Source organism: Thalassospira lucentensis MCCC 1A00383 = DSM 14000, assembly GCF_000421265.1.
In the GTDB taxonomy this organism is placed as follows: Bacteria; Pseudomonadota; Alphaproteobacteria; order Rhodospirillales; family Thalassospiraceae; genus Thalassospira; species Thalassospira lucentensis.
In genome coordinates, this window is record NZ_ATWN01000007.1 from 218,360 (window position 1) to 235,710 (window position 17,351).

Consider the following 17,351-nt stretch of genomic DNA (forward strand, 5'->3'; position numbering starts at 1 on the left):
CGCGCTTATGAAAGCGCCGTGTTCCCCAGTAAACAGTTAATAATCTCCGTTCCTGATTAGGTTCTTGGTTGATTTGTCTTGAGACCGTTTGATCGGTGCTGTTTAGCGGGAAATATGTTTTTCAGACGGAGTGGTTCCGGGGCCGATGATGTCACCGGATTGTCCTTCAACACCAAAGTCATGTTGATATGAGAAATAACAATAAACGTCCGCGCGGACGGCAACAGCCTAATAAACGTCCAGTAAATCCTAAATTTCAAACTTTTGACAGCAACGGTCCAGATGGACGCGTTCGCGGCAATGCCCAACAGGTTCAAGAGAAATACGTTTCTCTGGCCAAGGATTGCACCGACGATCCGGTTTTGGCTGAAAACTATTACCAGCATGCTGAACATTACCATCGCATCCTGCAAGCTGCGCAGGAGTGGGAAAATCAGCGTCGCGACGAACGCGGCAGCGATAATAGTAATAACAATAATAACAACAACAATAGTAATAATCGCCCGCGTAATCAGCACGTTAATCGTGATGGCCGCGGCGAAAACCAGTCCAATCAAAGTGATGATCAGGGCGAAAACACTGAAAATGCGGCAACGTCTGACACTCCGTCAAACGCGTCCGCAAACAGTGAAAACGCCAGCCATGAAAATACAGCACCTGCATCCGCTGATGGCGTAGAAGACAAACCGAAACGTGCACCACGTGCACGCCGTACGGACAGTCGTAGCAGCCGTAGCCGCAGACCTGAAAATTCCGATGGTGCCGTGAGCTCCGATCGTCCCAATGCCAATGCCGGTTCTTCGGCTGAAACCTCGGCGCCAGTTGCTTCTTCATCTGATGGTGAAAGCACGGCTCAGGATTCAGGGCAGGATGCCGGTTCGGACGGTGAAGAAAAGAAACCGCGTCGCGCATCAAGCGGCACGACCCGCACACGTGGGCGTCATCCGACCGCACGTCGCGGGCGCAGCCGGGCTGCTGGTCGTGATGAAGACGGCGAAGGTGGTGAAACCGTATCTGATGATGGTTCCGAACCCGTTTCGGCCTGATACGAATAACACCTGATATCTTTTACGTAAAAACACCCTCGCAGAAATAGATCTGCGGGGGTGTTTTGCTGTGTGCGGTGCGTGCTTTTCGCGGCACCTTGTGGGTATGGTTGCGGATAAAATGCAGTGTAAAACTTTGGATTATAAAGCCGAATAAACCGTGCAACCGTTGATTATTATTGGTATCAGTTTAACCAACGTCACACATAATAAGTGACGAGATGACCGCAATGCGGCGATGGGTTGGCGTGGTGCAGATTGCCACTACTTGGGAGTCTTTGATGGGGACTGGCTTATTTCGCGTCGTCATGGTGCTGCTTTGGGCGCTTGGCGGGATGGTTGTTGCTCTTGGGTTGTTTAACGGCGACTACGAGTTAGCGCTTCTTGGTGCGGTCTGCTTCATCATTCCAATGTTCCTTCCTGTTGTGGTGATTGCCTTGAACCGGATGAAGGGATCATCCCCAAGCAAAAACAAGAAATCCATGTCACCGGCACAGGCCGCCAAAGCAAAGGCCGAAGGCCAGTGGGCAAAGCGTGAAGATCTGAACGCGCGCAAAATGTTTGAAAGCAATCCATCAATGGTTCTTGGCCGTTGGGGCGATGACAAAAGCCTTATCGGGGCATCCGGGCTTAAACGTGTTTTGACATTTTCGACATCGCCCGAAGAATATTACCGGGCATCAGCAGAACCGAACGCGTTGCTTCACACCGGAAATCTGTTTGTTTATGAACGCAATGGCAGCATTTTTCGCGCCATTCATGATCGGCGCAAGAAGCTTGGTCAGAACCTGATTGTCATTGACCCGCATGGTCAGAGCGGCTTTGAGTCAGATCAGTTTAATCCGTTTGATTTCATCCGCCAGCAGGGCGAGGGCATGATCACCGATACCGGTTTGATCGCCGATACGTTGTTAGCCCCGATGTTTGTTCAGGAACTTGACGAGCAGGAAGTGCGCATTGCGCGTTCGCTTTTGCAGGGGTTTATTGTTCATACGATCCGGACAAGCCCGAAAGAAAACCGTAATCTTGGTGAGGTTCGCCGCAACCTGATCATGCCGTCGCACCGGTTTTATAAAATCCTTGAAGAATTGATGAATATTGAATCGGCCGACGGCCGGATTTCAGACGTTGCGCTTAATATCCTTGATATGACCGAAGATCAGCGTATGAAGATCATCGAAGCCTGTCGTGCGTCGACCGCAGAGTTTGATAATCCGCAAATTTCGCGCGTTCTAAGCAAAAGCAGCTTTGACATTGACGACATTGCCAGCAGTGCGGTTTCGATTTTTGTGATTGGTCAGGTGGGCGGGGATACGCCCGATGTTCAGCCGTCCTTTAGCCGCGTCATGCTGGCCGGGATGATGAATATGCTCAATCAGCGCAACTGGAAAAGCGGTGACCCCGAGTTTCTTGTGCTGATGGACGGGATCGAAAGTGTTGGGCGCATGCCACTTTTTGAACGCTTGCTGGGCGGTGGGTACGGCGAAGGCATGATCGTCTGGCCGGGCTTTAGCGGTGTCAGTGCCTTGATGGATGTGTGTCTGAACTGGGAAAACGTTGTGGGCCGGGTGGATGCCATTTCAGTACTTAGTCAGGATGGGGCATTCAACCTTGATTGGGTGGCTGGCCTGACGGCGATGTCAAAATTTGATGATACGGGGGGCGGCAGTTCGACAGACCGTCCTGTTCATTTAAAGGGACAGGATGCTCAGCCAATCTTGCGGTCAGCAGAAGTCGCACGGTTCCCCAAAGAGGAACAAATTTTGTTCCGCAAGGGGGTGCCGCCGATCAAGGCGCACCGGATTGACTGGTATCATGATGAACTGTTTACCGGGATTGCCGTTCACGCGCCGACCTTTAATTAGGCGCCAACCGGAGGTCTTGCGATCAAAGAAAACGCCTGACCCTGAACTGCGTTTCATCGCAGCAAAAGATCAGGCGTTTTAACAGGCGGCTATTTTGTTCGATAAGATCAGGCGATGGTTACGGTGTCGCCCGGTGCGATGACCGCATCGCTGACGGGCTCAATATACATGCCCATATAAAGGTGATTGACCCCTTTGCGCAGCATCAACGGCACATTGATATCCGAGACAGCGGTATCGGGGTTGATGCTGGTGGCTTTGCAGCGCGTAATGGGGTGAACAACCCGGAAGGTGCCATCATTGATCTTGATGATCTGGTCTTCTTCCCATTCCAGTTCTTTCCACGGCGCCAGCCCGTCAATCAGCAGATTGCCGCGAAAACGCATCGGATCGATTTCGGCCTGAACAATGCGTTCGCCGAAATCACGGATCGAGGCCAGATTGAGGATCGAAATATAGGGTTCCTTCATGTCGCCAAACTGCGTGTCCGGAACGGAATAGATTTTCGGTGTGCCGGCGATATCGTTTTTCAGGAATGCCTTGAGGAAATCTTCGATGACGGTGCGGCCCATGGCGTCATCAAGTTTGCCTTTGCAGATTGCCCGGCCATTGCGCATGACGGTCAGGGTTGATGTGGCGTCGTCATACTCGGTGCCAAGCTCGGCCAGTTTCGGGGTGTTGACCAATTGCAGGAAATTGCTTTTGCGCGCCCACTCATGCACGCCGTCCTGCCCCGTTGACGACTGGGTGGCAATCACAAAACGCCGATCATCGGGTATCATTTTGTGGGCGGTGATGGTGGCTTTGGGCATATCAATCCCGGGCATCCCTTTGACGGGGTAACGTCGGATGGCTTTGAGCTCGACGGTCATTGTCTTGTTTCCTGTATGGCGCATTGTCCATGCCGTTTAAATTTGGGCGAGCCAGCATGGATTTATCGTGACGTTAATGTGTTGTTTTGTGCTGGGCAACCCCTGCTTTCGCAGTAAATTCAGGTCGTTTTCACGCAGACTGTAACAATGACAGAAAATCGTGTTGCGGTGCACAATTAATTCTTGCAACTTTTGTAGGGGTATCTGCTTGCAAACGGGTTAAACTGAGACATATCAAAGTGGTCGGCGGTGAAAAAATCTATAATTTCTTCATCGCTTACGCCGTGGATGCTTCCAAGAAGGTCCACATCTCATAAACACTGTTGGCTCAAGGAGTGACAGGAATGGAATTTGAAAACTTTACGGATCGGTCCAAAGGTTTCCTTCAGTCTGCGCAATCGCTGGCGTTGCGGGAAAACCATCAACAATTTGTGCCCATCCATCTTCTCAAGGTGCTGCTGGACGATGAAGAAGGTCTGGCAGCCAATCTGATCAAGGCATCGGGGGGCAACCCCAAACTGGCACAGCAACGCTGTGCGCAGGAGCTTGCCAAACTGCCGAAGGTTTCCGGCGGGAATGGTCAGATTTACCTTTCATCAGAATTTGCCCGCCTGATCGATCAGGCACAGGAGGTCGCCAAAAAAGCCGGTGACAGTTATGTCACGGCGGAACGGTTGCTGTTGACCATTGCCCTTGATCCGAAATCAACGGCGGGCAAGGTGTTGGCCGATGCCAGTGTGACCGCGCAGTCGCTTAATGGTGCGATCAATGACATCCGCAAAGGCCGCACGGCCGACAGTTCCGGTGCCGAAAGCCAGTATGACGCGTTGAAAAAATACGCCCGCGACCTGACCGAGGCGGCGCGCGACGGCAAACTTGACCCGGTGATTGGCCGGGATGAGGAAATCCGTCGTGCCATTCAGGTCCTGTCACGCCGGACCAAAAACAATCCGGTGATGATCGGCGAACCCGGTGTTGGTAAAACCGCGATTGCCGAAGGCCTGGCCTTGCGCATTGTGAAGGGGGATATCCCTGAAACGCTTAAGGACAAGAAGCTTCTGTCTTTGGACCTTGGCGCATTGATTGCCGGGGCGAAATTCCGCGGCGAGTTTGAAGAACGTCTGAAAGCGGTTCTAAGCGAAATTGAATCCGAGGCCGGTGAAGTCATCCTGTTTATTGACGAGCTGCATACGCTTGTCGGGGCGGGTAAGGCCGAAGGATCGATGGATGCCTCCAACCTTTTGAAACCGGCGTTGGCACGTGGTGAGCTTCACTGCATCGGTGCAACTACACTCGATGAATATCGCAAGCACATCGAAAAGGATGCGGCCCTTGCCCGGCGGTTCCAGCCGGTGTTTGTGTCTGAGCCAACCGTGTCTGACACGGTATCGATCCTGCGCGGGATCAAGGATAAATACGAACTTCATCACGGGGTTCGCATTGCCGATGCAGCTTTGGTCGCGGCGGCAACGCTTTCGAACCGATATATCACGGATCGGTTTTTGCCCGACAAGGCGATTGATCTGATGGATGAAGCGTCATCGCGGCTGCGCATGGAACTTGATTCCAAGCCAGAAGAAATCGATGAACTTGATCGCCGGATCATCCAACTTAAAATCGAACGTGAAGCGCTTAAGAAAGAAGACGATGCGGCATCGAAAGATCGCCTTGGTCGCCTTGATAAGGAGCTGTCGGCCCTTGAAAGCAGTTCGGCATCCCTGACTGCGAAGTGGGAAGCACAGAAAACCGAAATGGCGGCATCGACCCATATCAAGGAACAGCTTGATATCGCGCGTGGTGAACTTGAACGTGCGATGCGTGATGGCAAACTTGATCGTGCCGGGCAGCTTCAATACGAAGAAATCCCCGCCCTTGAACGTCTGCTTGAAAAAGCCGAGGACGATCAGGCCGATGGCATGAAGGAAGAGGCGGTGACTGAAAAGCACATCGCATCCATCGTGTCACGCTGGACAGGTATTCCGGTGGACAAGATGCTGGAAGGTGAACGCGAAAAGCTTCTTGAAATGGAAGACACCCTGCGAAAAAGGGTGGTCGGTCAGGATGAAGCCGTGCGCTCGATCTCCAATGCGGTGCGCCGGGCACGTGCGGGCCTTCAGGATCCGAATCGTCCGATGGGGTCGTTCCTGTTCCTTGGTCCGACGGGTGTGGGTAAAACCGAGCTTACCAAAGCATTGGCGCAGTTCCTGTTTGATGATGAACAGGCCATGGTGCGGATTGATATGTCCGAATTTATGGAAAAACACGCCGTCGCACGGTTGATCGGCGCACCTCCGGGTTATGTCGGCTATGAAGAAGGTGGTTCCTTGACCGAGGCGGTCCGTCGCCGTCCGTATCAGGTGATCCTGTTTGACGAGGTCGAAAAAGCGCATCCAGATGTGTTTAACGTCCTTTTGCAGGTGCTTGACGAAGGGCGTTTGACCGATGGGCAGGGGCGTGTTGTTGATTTCCGCAATACGTTGATTATTCTGACCTCGAACCTAGGTGGTGAGATCCTTGCCAATCAGGAAGCCGGTCATGACAGTGGCGAGCTTCGCAGTCAGGTGATGGAAATTGTCCGGGCGTCGTTCCGGCCAGAATTCCTTAACCGTCTGGACGAGGTCATTTTGTTCCATCGTTTGCAACGCGCGCAGATGGGGACAATTGTCGAAATCCAGCTTAGCCGTTTGGAAAAGCTTTTGTTCGATCGCAAGATTGATCTGGCTTTGGATGACGCGGCCAAGGATTGGCTGGCGGAAAAGGGTTATGATCCGGTTTATGGCGCACGTCCGCTTAAGCGCGTGATCCAGCGGTATCTGCAAAACCCGTTGGCGATGCAGATCCTCGAAGGTGGAATCAAGGATGGCGATAAAGTCCCGGTTTCTGCCGAGGGTTCCGATCTTTTGCTGAATGGTAAAAAGGTCGATGTCGTTGAATAACGTGGCCTAACCGCATACATGCAAAACCCCGATCATCGCATCGGGGTTTTGTCTTTTTCGGGCCATGATTATTGGCCACCATGTAACAATCGCCAGTAAACACATATGACAGACCGGGATATGAAATGCAGCTTTTGAAAAACCATTCGGCGGTGCGCGTGGGTGCCGTGACATTTGCCATTGCGATCATGGCAGGCGGCATCGCGTCGCCGGTGATGGCGCAGTCGTTTTTTGACAAGGCAAAGGACGCGCTGGGCGATGTCATGGAGCAAAATGGCAGTGGGAGTACGTCTTCTGGAACTGCGGGCAATTCGGCCATTTCTGCCCTGTCGGCAGACACGGTTGAGCAGGGCCTAAAACAGGCACTTGATGCCGGTGTTGAGGCCGTGACTGCCCAGCTTGGCGTGAAGGATGGCTTTAATGCCGATCCGGTGGCGCATATTCCCCTGCCTGACAGTGTGAAAACCGCACAGCAATTGATGAATAAGGCCGGACTTGGCAGCTATGCCGATGAAATCGAATTGCGCATGAACCGTGCGGCGGAAGATACCATGAGCGAGGCCGGTGACATTTTGGTCAATGCGGTCAGTCAAATGACCCTTGAGGATGCCAAGGGCATTCTGAGCGGGCCGGATGACGCGGCGACAAGCTATCTCCGTCGCGTTTCGGGGACCGATATCGAAGCCCGCCTGCGCCCGGTGATTACCGATGCCCTGGCCGATACCGGGGCACTTTCGATGTATGATCAGATGGTTGGGCAATATGATACGTTGCCGTTTGTGCCCGATTTGAAAACGTCGCTGACCGATCATGCGACGGATAAGGCAATGGAAGGGTTGTTCCATTATATCGCGCTTCAGGAAGCCGATATTCGCAGTGACCCGGCGCGCTGGACAACGGATGTGCTCAAAAAGGTGTTTTCCGCCGCGAATTAAGATCAAACCTTAGCGATATTTGGCGGGCAGGGCTTCCCAGCGGTCCTGCATCGCCTTGATCTTATCAACCGGCACGTCGTGGATATTGTCAAACTGGCCGTGGCATTCGATGACTTGCAGGGCAACGCCATGGCGGTCTGCCATGTCGAGATAGGCCTGCATTTCCCATATCTGGGTGAAGGTATTGGCAACAATGACGCTGTTGCCGGTGCCGAGGGCCTCATCGCATGCGGTTTCGCAGTGCTGATGGGCATCGCGTAGTTTTCGCGCATCGAACCGGTATTTCCCCGCCCGGTCGACCATAAATTGATCGGCCTCAAAATGCTTCGCACCGGTCTGCGCGGCCAAGGCAGTGGCCATGGTTGATTTCCCTGATCCGGGAAGGCCGCGGATCAGGGTCAGGGTTTGTTGTTTGCCGTCATCGGGGGAGCCCATCGTGACGGTTACTGCCCTTTGCGTTTGCGTTGATACAGCCCGTCTAGCTGCTGACCATAGGCATCGCGGATTTTATGACGGCGAATTTTCATTGATGGTGTGAGCATTTCGTTGTCGATGCCAAAGGCGGCCTCGGCGAACATAAAGCTGCGCACCTTTTCAATCGTCGACAGGCGGGTATTCACCCCGTCAATCGCGGAGCGGATAATTTTGCGGAACGTGTCATTCTGCGACAGTTCGTCAATGTCATTGTTGATCGAATTGTCACGGGCAAATTCGCGCATGAAATCTTCGTCCGGCCAGATCACCGCCACCAGATACGGTTTGTCATCGCCGTAGACCATGGCTTGGGAAATCTCGGTTTCCAAGGTCATCAGGCCTTCGATCCGCTGCGGCGAAATATTGTCACCGCCGGAATTGACGATGATGTCTTTCTTCCGGTCGGTGATCATCAGGCTGCCCTGTTCATCGAACTTGCCAATGTCGCCTGTCTGAACCCAGCCATCAACAATCGTCGCGGCGGTCACGTCGGGCAGGTTCCAGTATCCCTTCATCATGCTTTCGCCGCGCAGAAGGATTTCACCATCATCGGCAATGCGAACTTCGGCCCCGACCATGGGCGGGCCGACCGTGCGCAGTTTGTTGTTTTCAGCACGGTTGCACGAAACGACCGGGGCAAATTCGGTCTGGCCGTATCCTTGCAGGATACGAATGCCACACGATACAAACAAAACGCCCAGTTCGTAATTCAGCGGCCCGCCGCCTGATACCATGGCCTTGATTCGGCCGCCAAAACGCTGACGCAGTTTCCGGCGCAGTAAAATCTCGCAGGCAAAGTTCTGGAGCTTTTCAATCAGGCCAAGATGCTCACCTTCGTAGGTTTTGCGACCAAGGCGAAGGGTCAGTTCAAACAGTTTTTGTTTGATGCCGCCTTCTTTTTCGACCATGCGGCTCATGCGTTGATAGAGCATCTCATAAAGACGCGGCACAGCCGTCATGATGGTCGGGCGGACTTCGGTCAGGTTGGCGGCAAGCTTGTCGATGCCTTCGGCGTAGTAAATCTGTGCGCCGATGCTGATCGGGAAATATAGCCCGGCAGTATGTTCGTAGGAATGTGACAGCGGCAGGAATGACAGAAATACTTCTTCGCCGATGCCAAGCGTTTCAATGATATCAAACGCGCCCATACAGTTTGATATGATCGCCCCGTGCGACAGCATTACGCCCTTGGGCGCGCCACCGGTACCCGATGTATAGATCAGGCAGGCCAGATCATCGCGTTTGATGTTGGCAACCCATTCGTCAATATCATGTAAAAGGCCACGGCCCTTGGCGATGACGTCGCTCCAGCGGGTGATGGTGATATCGCCGACAAAGCTTTGGCCCCATTCTTCCATCATGATCGCATGACGGCAGCGCCCGCTATCAAGGGCGGCATGCAAAAAGGGTTGGGCCAGTTTTTTGGTCGAAATGATGGCAATCGCCGCACCACTGTCTTCGATCGCGTGCAAGTGGTCGCGCTCGGTATTGGTGGTATAGGCCGGAACAGTCATGGCGCCGACACACATCACGGCAAGGTCGGCAATGCCCCATTCGGTGCGGTTTTCCGACACCAGCAAAACACGGTCGCCACTGCGCACCCCAATGTCATAGAGCGACCGGGCCAGTGCGCGCACCTGATCTGCGGCCTCCGCCCATGAGGTCGCGACAAATTCCCCTGTCTCGCTATCCTTGGTCCACAGAAACGGCGCGTCGCCGTATGTCTGGGCTTTTTCGAAAAACATCGAGGGCAAGTTCTGCCAGTTGGCATAATCCTGCAGGCTTGTCATGACGTTTCCTTGCCTTGTTTTCGTTTCTATTTATCGCATCAGATGGATTTCAAGTCACTTGATACGTGATCCGCGTGAGAGAGATCATGGTGGCATGCGCACGATGTAGCGGCGAAATCTACAGGCGCAATCCATCTTCTTTTTGTTATCAGGGATTAAGTCGTTTCGCAGCCGGAAAATGACAATCCCTGTCATGAAATCGCAATCTTGTGATCTGGCGTACAGAAATAATACACCGATTTGGGCAATCGGAGGTGTGATCTTGGTTGCAGCCCGCATCATGACTTATATGTTCAGCAACAAGACAAGGCCGGATATAACGACTGGTCTGAGCATAGGGACTGGCACAGGCCGCATGCGCGTCATATATGATCGTTGCGCATTGGCCTGCCCAACCCATAAGATGCAGCGCACAAGATACATAACGCCGACCGTCTGGAGGACAAATGAACGCGATCAACAAGAATTTGCCGACCTGGGATCTGACTGATCTCTATAACGATCCGAAAGACCCGGCCATCCGGCGCGATCTTGATGATGCCAAGTCCCGCTCGCAAGCGTTCCAGAAAAGCTTTCAGGGCAAATTGAATGATCTGACCGGGGATGAGCTGATGACAGCCATCGCCGAATATGAAGCCGTCAGCGAAATTTGCGGCAAGATCGGATCATATGCGCAGTTGCTGTATGCCGGGGATAGCTCGGATGCGGCAATTGGTCAGTTCTATCAGTCGGTTCAAGAGGAAATGACCGGCATTTCGAGCCTGACCTTGTTCTTTGGGCTTGAGATCAACCGCATTGACGACGCATCGCTTGACGCCAAATACGCCCAAAGCGAAGAACTTCGTCGGTATCGTCCGTTCCTCGATGAAAACCGTGCGTTCCGCCCGCATCAGCTTTCAGATGAGGTCGAGCAGGTTTTGCATGAACGCCGTGTGGCCGGATCGGCCGCATGGGTGCGCCTGTTTGATCAAACCATGGCCGAGCTTCGTTTTCCGATCAACGGCGAAGAGCTGACCATGTCAGATGTCGCCAATATGCTGTCCTCGACCAAGGTTGACGAACGCAAAGCTGCGGCGAAATCCATTGGTGATGTTTTGGGTAAAAACATCAAACTTCTGGCGCATGTCACCAATACCCTTGCCAAAGACAAGGAAATTGACGATCGCCTGCGCAAGTTTGCCACCCCGGTGTCATCGCGCAATCTGGCCAATCAGGTCGAAGACGAAGTTGTCGATGCGCTTAATACCGCGGTGAAAGACAGTCATGCGGACCTGTCGCATCGGTATTACCGTCTGAAAGCCAAATGGTTTGGTGTCGATCAGCTTGATTATTGGGACCGTAATGCGCCACTCCCGGATGATGATGATCGCCAGATTGATTGGGATACGGCGCGTTCGACCGTGCTTAAGGCATACGGCGAATTTTCGCCGGAACTGGCCGAAGTTGGTCAGAAATTCTTTGATAACCCATGGATTGATGTGCCGCCGCGTGCAGGCAAATCATCGGGCGCCTTTGCCCATCCGACGGTGCCGTCCGCCCATCCTTATTTGCTGTTGAACTATCACGGGAAAACACGTGATGTGATGACGCTGGCGCATGAATTGGGCCATGGCGTGCATCAGGTTCTGGCTGGTGAGCAGGGGTATTTCCTGTCTGATACGCCGCTAACACTGGCGGAAACCGCATCGGTGTTTGGTGAAATGCTGACGTTCCAGTCGATGCTGCGCGCAGAAACCGATCCGAAGATGAAGCGCATCATGCTGGCGGGCAAGGTTGAGGATATGCTCAACACGGTCGTGCGTCAGATTGCATTCTTTGAGTTTGAAAAACGCGTTCATGAAAAACGCCGTGAAGGTGAATTGACGGTCGATGAGATCTGCGACATCTGGATTGCCGTACAGCATGAAAGTCTGGGTGATGCGATCCGCTATGAGGACGAGTACAAATATTACTGGTCCTATATTCCGCACTTCATCCATTCACCGTTTTACGTTTACGCCTATGCGTTTGGCGATTGTTTGGTCAATTCGCTTTATGACGTTTATGAAAATGCCGAAGACGGTTTCCAGCAGAAATACCTTGATATGCTGAAAGCCGGCGGCACCAAGCGCCATAAAGAACTTCTCGCACCGTTTGGTCTGGATGCATCTGATCCGGCCTTTTGGCAGCGCGGGCTTAACATGATCAAACGCATGATCGACGAGCTGGAGGAGCTTTCCTGATATGAGTAACGACGACGATTATACCGCGCCAAATGAAGAAAATCGATTTGGCGGACGGGTTCGTCGTTACGCACGGGTGGGGGCGTCGGCCAGTAAGCTGGCCGCGCGCCTTGCCACCGGGAAAGTGTTCGGCGGCGACGTTGATCATGCCAAATACGCCGCCGAACTGACATCTGCACTGGGCGGGCTTAAGGGCCCGTTGATGAAGGTTGCACAAATCCTGTCAACCATCCCCGATGCCCTGCCCAAGGAATATACCCAGGCCTTGGCAACCCTTCAGGCCGACGCACCCAGCATGGGGTGGCTGTTTGTCAAACGCCGGATGCGCAGCGAATTGGGTGCTGGGTGGCAATCAAGCTTTACCGATTTTAGCCGCGAGGCGGTGGCGGCCGCATCCCTTGGTCAGGTGCATAAGGCAACCATGCCCGATGGGTGCGAAGTTGCGTGCAAGCTGCAATATCCTGATATGTCCGCCACCGTGGAAGCAGACCTCAAACAGCTTCGTGCCGCCTTTGCGATCTATAAACGCTACGACAGTGCGATTGATGCGCAAAACATTCAGGAAGAACTTTCCGCCCGCCTGCGCGAAGAGCTTGATTACAAGCGCGAAGCAAAACACATGCGGCTGTATCGCCACATGCTGGCTGATGAAAGTGCGGTGCATGTGCCAGAACCAGTGGATGAACTTACCACCAGTCGGTTGCTGACCATGACCTGGCAAACCGGGCAGAAATTCCAAAGTTTCCTTGATAGTGATGCCGATCAGGATGCGCGCAATCAGGTCGCCCTTAATATGTTCCGCGCATGGTATGTGCCGTTTTATCGGTATGGCGTGATCCATGGTGATCCGCATTTGGGCAATTATACGTTGCGCGAAGATCGGTCGGTGAACCTTCTTGATTTCGGCTGTATCCGCATTTTTAAACCCGATTTCGTGCACGCGGTGCTGACTCTTTATGAAGCATTGCGTGACGGAGATGAGGACAAGGCGGTTTCGGCTTATGAAAGCTGGGGCTTTGAAAATCCGTCGCGTGAATTGATTGATGTGCTCAACATCTGGGCCAGCTTTGTCTATGGCCCGATTTTAGATGATCGCAAACGCAAAATGGGTGAAACCAACTCGGTCGCCTATGGCGCGGAGGTGGCGGCAAAAGTTCACAAGGAACTTAAAGCCGTTGGCGGGGTAAAGCCGCCGCGTGAGTTTGTTCTGGTGGATCGGGCGGCCGTGGGGCTTGGCGCGGTGTTCCTGAGGCTTGATGCGCATGTGAACTGGTATCAGCTGTTCCATGACCTTGTTGGGGATTTTGATCCGGCCAAGCTTGCGGCCAATCAGGATGCAGCACTTCGGTCGGTTGGGCTGGAGCGCCCATAAGTAAAAGGCGCAAACGGTTGGTGGTGGGTGTGTGGCGATTCGTCCAAAACCGTTTCAGAATCGCGATATCACTGCCGGATGTTTCCCCCAAAGCCACTTAATATTATTTGAAAATGCCGCCGGGTTTGAAGCCTGCGGCATTTTTTTTCGAGAACCTTTTGCCTTATTGCGCGTTCCGTTAGAGTTGTTATCGTGCTTATTGATGCAGACTTCTGCGTTCTTTTGTAAGATAATGTTCACTTACCGCGTGGGGGTAAAATGAGGGAAACTGCCCAATATCAAGGATCTATTGTGTGAGTATGGGTTCAAAGACCTGTTCCACAGTGGAAATAAACTGTGCGGTTAATCGCACATTAATTGCGTGAAAATGATTAAACTTAATTTCGGTTAAACTGCTTTTTCGTCGTTTTTTGATATTGAGGTTATCGGTCGGAAATCGCATCTTGCTTTCAACGCAGACATGGCAGGGCGTCATTGATTGTTTGTCCTGAGCACCGATGACGGGTGGGACCTGACATGTCGCTAAGGCTTAACGGCCTTGGAATGCGTGGTGGGAAAGTGGGCGGTTTCTTCTGCGTAAGCTGGAAGAACCGCCTTTTTCTTTTCTGGTTCTTTACTTGGCAAGGGAAGCTTGTAATCGGATGCAAACAGGGCGCACTGTGATGTCCTGATATCGATCACACCGTAAATAATAAAAAACACCATGCTTATCATATGATTTAGGGAAGGAGGTCGAACGCGATGAAACTGGCCGTTCCAAAGGAAATATGGCCCGGAGAGAAGCGCGTTGCCGTCACGCCAGAGACAGTCAAGAAGCTGAAGTCACTGGGGTTTGACGTTGCAATTGAGGCTGGCGCCGGAATAGATGCCGCCATACCGGATGATCGATTTGTCGATGCCGGGGCAACCATTGCCAAAACAATGAAAACCACCGTCAAGGATGCCGACGTTATCTTTAAGGTACGTCCACCTGTCATTGACGGCAAAACCAACGAATTGACCGCCTATAAAAAGGGGGCCGCGGTTGTGGCCCTGCTTGAGCCGTTTGACCGTAAAGAGCTGCTTGATGCCATGGCCAAGGCCGGTGTCGATGGCTATTCCATGGAACTGATGCCGCGTATTTCGCGTGCGCAGTCGATGGATGTTCTGTCATCGCAATCGAACCTTGCGGGCTATCGCGCCGTGCTTGAGGCCGCCCATCAGTTTGGCCGCATTTATCCGATGATGATGACAGCAGCAGGGACACTTGCCCCGGCGCGTGTTCTTGTGGTTGGGGCCGGTGTTGCCGGTTTGCAGGCGATTGCAACCGCCAAGCGCCTTGGGGCTGTGGTGTCGGCATTTGATGTGCGCCCGGCGGTCAAGGAACAGGTCCAGTCGCTTGGCGGGACATTTATTGAAGTCGAAGACGACGAAGCGGACGCTGCCGAAACATCGGGCGGCTATGCCAAGGAAATGTCGGACGACTACAAGAAAAAGCAGGCCGATAAGCTTAAAGAGGTTCTGGCGAAAACCGATATCGTCATCACCACCGCCCTTATTCCCGGCCGTCCGGCCCCGGAAATTGTCACGGCCGACATGGTCGCAGGCATGAAGCCGGGTTCGGTGATCATTGATCTTGCGGCCGAACGCGGTGGCAATGTCGCCGGGGTTAAACTTGGTCAGACCATCACGACGGCCAACGGGGTCAAACTGATTGGTCCGGAAAACATCACAAGTGCGGTCGCAACCGATGCAACCGCGATGTATGCCAAGAACCTTTTGAATTTCATCACGCTTTCTGTTGATACGGAAAAGGGCGCATTAGTGTTTAACGGCGAAGATCAGATCATTGCCGAAACCCGCCTGACCCATGATGGAAAGATTGTTCACCCGAAATTCGGTGGGGAGGCGGTCGCAAATGGCTGATCAATCCGTTACCCAGAATGCAAACGAGCTGCGCGATGCAGCCCTTGGACTGGCCGAGCAGGCCGCACAACTGGCCGATAAATTGGCCAATGGTGCGGGTGATGCGGCAATGACGGTCACAACCACTGTTCAGGGATCGGGTGTCAGCCCGACCGTGATGGGGTTGACCGTTTTCGTACTGGCCTGCTTTGTCGGCTATTACGTTGTGTGGAAAGTCACCCCGGCCCTTCATTCGCCCTTGATGGCGGTGACCAATGCGATTTCATCGGTGATCATTGTCGGCGCGCTTCTGGCGTCCGGTCCGGTTGACATGAACCTGTCAAAGGTCATGGGCTTCCTCGCCGTGGTGTTGGCGTCCGTGAACATCTTTGGCGGCTTCATCGTTGCGCAGCGCATGCTGCAAATGTTCAAGAAAAAGAAGTAGGGGGAACACACAATGTCGGAAAACCTATCGGCTTTCCTGTATCTGGTGGCCTCGGTCTGCTTCATCCTGTCATTGCGCGGGCTGTCGTCACCTGACTCTGCACGTACGGGCAACATCCTTGGCATGGTGGGGATGGCAATTGCCATTGCGACCACGCTGGCGTCGCCCCAGGTGCTGTCTTACACCACCATTATCGTCGGCATTCTGATTGGTGGCTCGATCGGTACTGTGATCGCGCTCAAGATCAAAATGACGGCCTTGCCACAACTGGTGGCGGCCTTTCACTCGCTTGTCGGTCTGGCGGCGGTGTTTGTCGCCGGTGCTGCGTTGTATTCTCCGGGTGCTTATGGCCTTGGCACGGCGGGCAATATCGGTGCGGCCAGCCTGATTGAAATGGGGCTGGGGGTTGCGATTGGTGCGATCACCTTTACGGGTTCGCTTGTCGCCTTTGGCAAATTGCAGGGTATTGTTTCGGGAACGCCAGTGCGCTTTACCGGGCAACATATGCTGAACCTTGCCATCGGGATTGGAATTGTTGTCTTTGGCATCATTCTGGTCACGACCGAAAGCCATATGGCGTTCTGGATACTGGTGGCATTAGCACTTGTTCTGGGCATCACGCTGATCATTCCGATTGGCGGGGCGGACATGCCAGTTGTTGTTTCCATGCTGAACTCCTATTCGGGTTGGGCAGCATGTGGCATCGGCTTTACGCTTCAGAACAATGCGCTGATCATTACCGGCGCGCTGGTGGGTGCATCGGGTGCGATCCTGTCCTACATCATGTGTAAGGGCATGAACCGCTCGATCTTTAACGTCATCTTTGGCGGCTTTGGTGCCGAAGGCGAAAGTGCGGCTGTTGCAGGCGGGGATGCGGATCGTCCGGTTAAATCCGGGTCGGCTGATGATGCGTCGTTCATCATGAAAAATGCATCAAGTGTGATCATCGTGCCGGGCTATGGCATGGCGGTGGCACAGGCACAGCATGCACTGCGTGAAATGGCTGATATCCTTAAGGCCGAGGGCGTTAAAGTCCGTTATGCCATCCATCCGGTGGCCGGACGTATGCCGGGGCATATGAACGTGCTTCTGGCTGAGGCAAATGTGCCGTACGAGGACGTCATGGAGATGGACGAAATCAACCGTGATTTCGGGTCGGCTGACGTGGCGTTTGTTATTGGTGCGAATGACATCACCAACCCGGCGGCCAAAACCGATCCGGCCAGCCCGATCTTTGGTATGCCGATCCTTGAGGTCGAAAAAGCCAAAACGGTGCTGTTCATCAAACGTGGCATGTCTGCGGGCTATGCCGGCATTCAGAACGAATTGTTCTTTAAGGACAATACGATGATGCTGTTTGGGGATGCCAAAAAGATGTGCGAAGAAATCGTCACGCATCTTGATAACTGATCGAACCGTCTGGTTTGAGAAGGCGAAAGGCGGCTCCATTGGGGCCGCCTTTTTTATACTGCAATTTTTTGTGGTTTTTAATTGAGGAATTATACTAATA

General features: G+C 53.2%; 12 protein-coding genes. 9 read left to right on the forward strand and 3 right to left on the reverse strand.

Going from position 1 to position 17,351, the window contains the following annotated elements; genetic code table 11:
- Positions 1-188: 188 nt before the first annotated feature.
- Both K355_RS0115605 and K355_RS0115610 read left to right on the forward strand, forming a co-directional pair.
- Complete coding sequence (locus K355_RS0115605; RefSeq protein ID WP_022733091.1) at positions 189-1,046, forward strand: DUF4167 domain-containing protein; 858 nt, start codon at positions 189-191, stop codon at positions 1,044-1,046.
- 281 nt (positions 1,047-1,327) lie between these two features.
- Positions 1,328-2,911, forward strand: coding sequence for a type IV secretory system conjugative DNA transfer family protein (locus tag K355_RS0115610; RefSeq protein ID WP_022733092.1), 1,584 nt, complete (start codon positions 1,328-1,330; stop codon positions 2,909-2,911).
- A 107-nt stretch (positions 2,912-3,018) separates the two neighbouring features.
- Here the strand turns inward: K355_RS0115610 and K355_RS0115615 are convergent, their stop codons facing one another.
- Complete coding sequence (locus K355_RS0115615) at positions 3,019-3,783, reverse strand: MOSC domain-containing protein (RefSeq protein ID WP_022733093.1); 765 nt, start codon at positions 3,781-3,783, stop codon at positions 3,019-3,021.
- A 344-nt stretch (positions 3,784-4,127) separates the two neighbouring features.
- On the opposite strand from K355_RS0115615, the gene clpB reads away from it, so the two are divergent.
- Both clpB and K355_RS24145 read left to right on the forward strand, forming a co-directional pair.
- Positions 4,128-6,719 carry an ATP-dependent chaperone ClpB gene (gene clpB, locus K355_RS0115620; RefSeq protein WP_022733094.1) on the forward strand — a complete coding sequence of 864 codons (2,592 nt, stop codon included), beginning with the start codon at positions 4,128-4,130 and terminating at the stop codon, positions 6,717-6,719.
- Between the two features lie 125 nt (positions 6,720-6,844).
- Positions 6,845-7,654, forward strand: coding sequence for a DUF4197 domain-containing protein (locus K355_RS24145; protein ID WP_081649531.1), 810 nt, complete (start codon positions 6,845-6,847; stop codon positions 7,652-7,654).
- Between the two features lie 9 nt (positions 7,655-7,663).
- On the opposite strand, the gene K355_RS0115630 is transcribed toward K355_RS24145, so the two are convergent.
- Both K355_RS0115630 and K355_RS0115635 read right to left on the reverse strand, forming a co-directional pair.
- Positions 7,664-8,089, reverse strand: a complete 426-nt coding sequence (locus K355_RS0115630) for a P-loop nucleotide/nucleoside kinase family protein (protein ID WP_022733095.1) — start codon at positions 8,087-8,089, stop codon at positions 7,664-7,666.
- Between the two features lie 8 nt (positions 8,090-8,097).
- Positions 8,098-9,918 (reverse strand): AMP-dependent synthetase/ligase, encoded by a 1,821-nt coding sequence (locus K355_RS0115635; protein ID WP_022733096.1) that lies wholly within the window; start codon positions 9,916-9,918, stop codon positions 8,098-8,100.
- 446 nt (positions 9,919-10,364) lie between these two features.
- On the opposite strand from K355_RS0115635, the gene K355_RS0115640 reads away from it, so the two are divergent.
- The 5 genes from K355_RS0115640 to K355_RS0115670 all read left to right on the forward strand — a co-directional run bounded on the left by K355_RS0115640 (position 10,365) and on the right by K355_RS0115670 (position 17,251).
- A complete protein-coding gene (locus tag K355_RS0115640) occupies positions 10,365-12,140 on the forward strand; it encodes a M3 family oligoendopeptidase (protein WP_022733097.1) in 1,776 nt (591 codons plus the stop codon).
- A 1-nt stretch (position 12,141) separates the two neighbouring features.
- Complete coding sequence (locus K355_RS0115645; protein WP_022733098.1) at positions 12,142-13,512, forward strand: ABC1 kinase family protein; 1,371 nt, start codon at positions 12,142-12,144, stop codon at positions 13,510-13,512.
- Between the two features lie 741 nt (positions 13,513-14,253).
- Positions 14,254-15,417 carry a Re/Si-specific NAD(P)(+) transhydrogenase subunit alpha gene (locus tag K355_RS0115660; RefSeq protein ID WP_022733101.1) on the forward strand — a complete coding sequence of 388 codons (1,164 nt, stop codon included), beginning with the start codon at positions 14,254-14,256 and terminating at the stop codon, positions 15,415-15,417.
- Positions 15,410-15,841 carry an NAD(P) transhydrogenase subunit alpha part 2 gene (locus K355_RS0115665; protein ID WP_022733102.1) on the forward strand — a complete coding sequence of 144 codons (432 nt, stop codon included), beginning with the start codon at positions 15,410-15,412 and terminating at the stop codon, positions 15,839-15,841. Before K355_RS0115660 ends, K355_RS0115665 begins: the two co-directional genes overlap by 8 nt.
- A gap of 12 nt (positions 15,842-15,853) precedes the next feature.
- A complete protein-coding gene (locus tag K355_RS0115670; RefSeq protein ID WP_022733103.1) occupies positions 15,854-17,251 on the forward strand; it encodes an NAD(P)(+) transhydrogenase (Re/Si-specific) subunit beta in 1,398 nt (465 codons plus the stop codon).
- The last annotated feature ends 100 nt before the right edge of the window (positions 17,252-17,351 follow it).

Excerpts from the sequence above, each read along its gene's own strand:
- K355_RS0115670 (WP_022733103.1), top strand. The coding sequence starts at position 15,854 with ATGTCGGAAAACCTATCGGCTTTCCTGTATCTGGTGGCCTCGGTCTGC.
- K355_RS0115645 (WP_022733098.1), top strand. The coding sequence starts at position 12,142 with ATGAGTAACGACGACGATTATACCGCGCCAAATGAAGAAAATCGATTT.
- K355_RS0115660 (WP_022733101.1), top strand. The coding sequence starts at position 14,254 with ATGAAACTGGCCGTTCCAAAGGAAATATGGCCCGGAGAGAAGCGCGTT.
- K355_RS0115610 (WP_022733092.1), top strand. The coding sequence starts at position 1,328 with ATGGGGACTGGCTTATTTCGCGTCGTCATGGTGCTGCTTTGGGCGCTT.
- K355_RS0115635 (WP_022733096.1), bottom strand. The coding sequence starts at position 9,918 with ATGACAAGCCTGCAGGATTATGCCAACTGGCAGAACTTGCCCTCGATG.
- K355_RS0115640 (WP_022733097.1), top strand. The coding sequence starts at position 10,365 with ATGAACGCGATCAACAAGAATTTGCCGACCTGGGATCTGACTGATCTC.
- K355_RS0115630 (WP_022733095.1), bottom strand. The coding sequence starts at position 8,089 with ATGGGCTCCCCCGATGACGGCAAACAACAAACCCTGACCCTGATCCGC.
- clpB (WP_022733094.1), top strand. The coding sequence starts at position 4,128 with ATGGAATTTGAAAACTTTACGGATCGGTCCAAAGGTTTCCTTCAGTCT.
- K355_RS0115605 (WP_022733091.1), top strand. The coding sequence starts at position 189 with ATGAGAAATAACAATAAACGTCCGCGCGGACGGCAACAGCCTAATAAA.
- K355_RS24145 (WP_081649531.1), top strand. The coding sequence starts at position 6,845 with ATGCAGCTTTTGAAAAACCATTCGGCGGTGCGCGTGGGTGCCGTGACA.
- K355_RS0115665 (WP_022733102.1), top strand. The coding sequence starts at position 15,410 with ATGGCTGATCAATCCGTTACCCAGAATGCAAACGAGCTGCGCGATGCA.
- K355_RS0115615 (WP_022733093.1), bottom strand. The coding sequence starts at position 3,783 with ATGACCGTCGAGCTCAAAGCCATCCGACGTTACCCCGTCAAAGGGATG.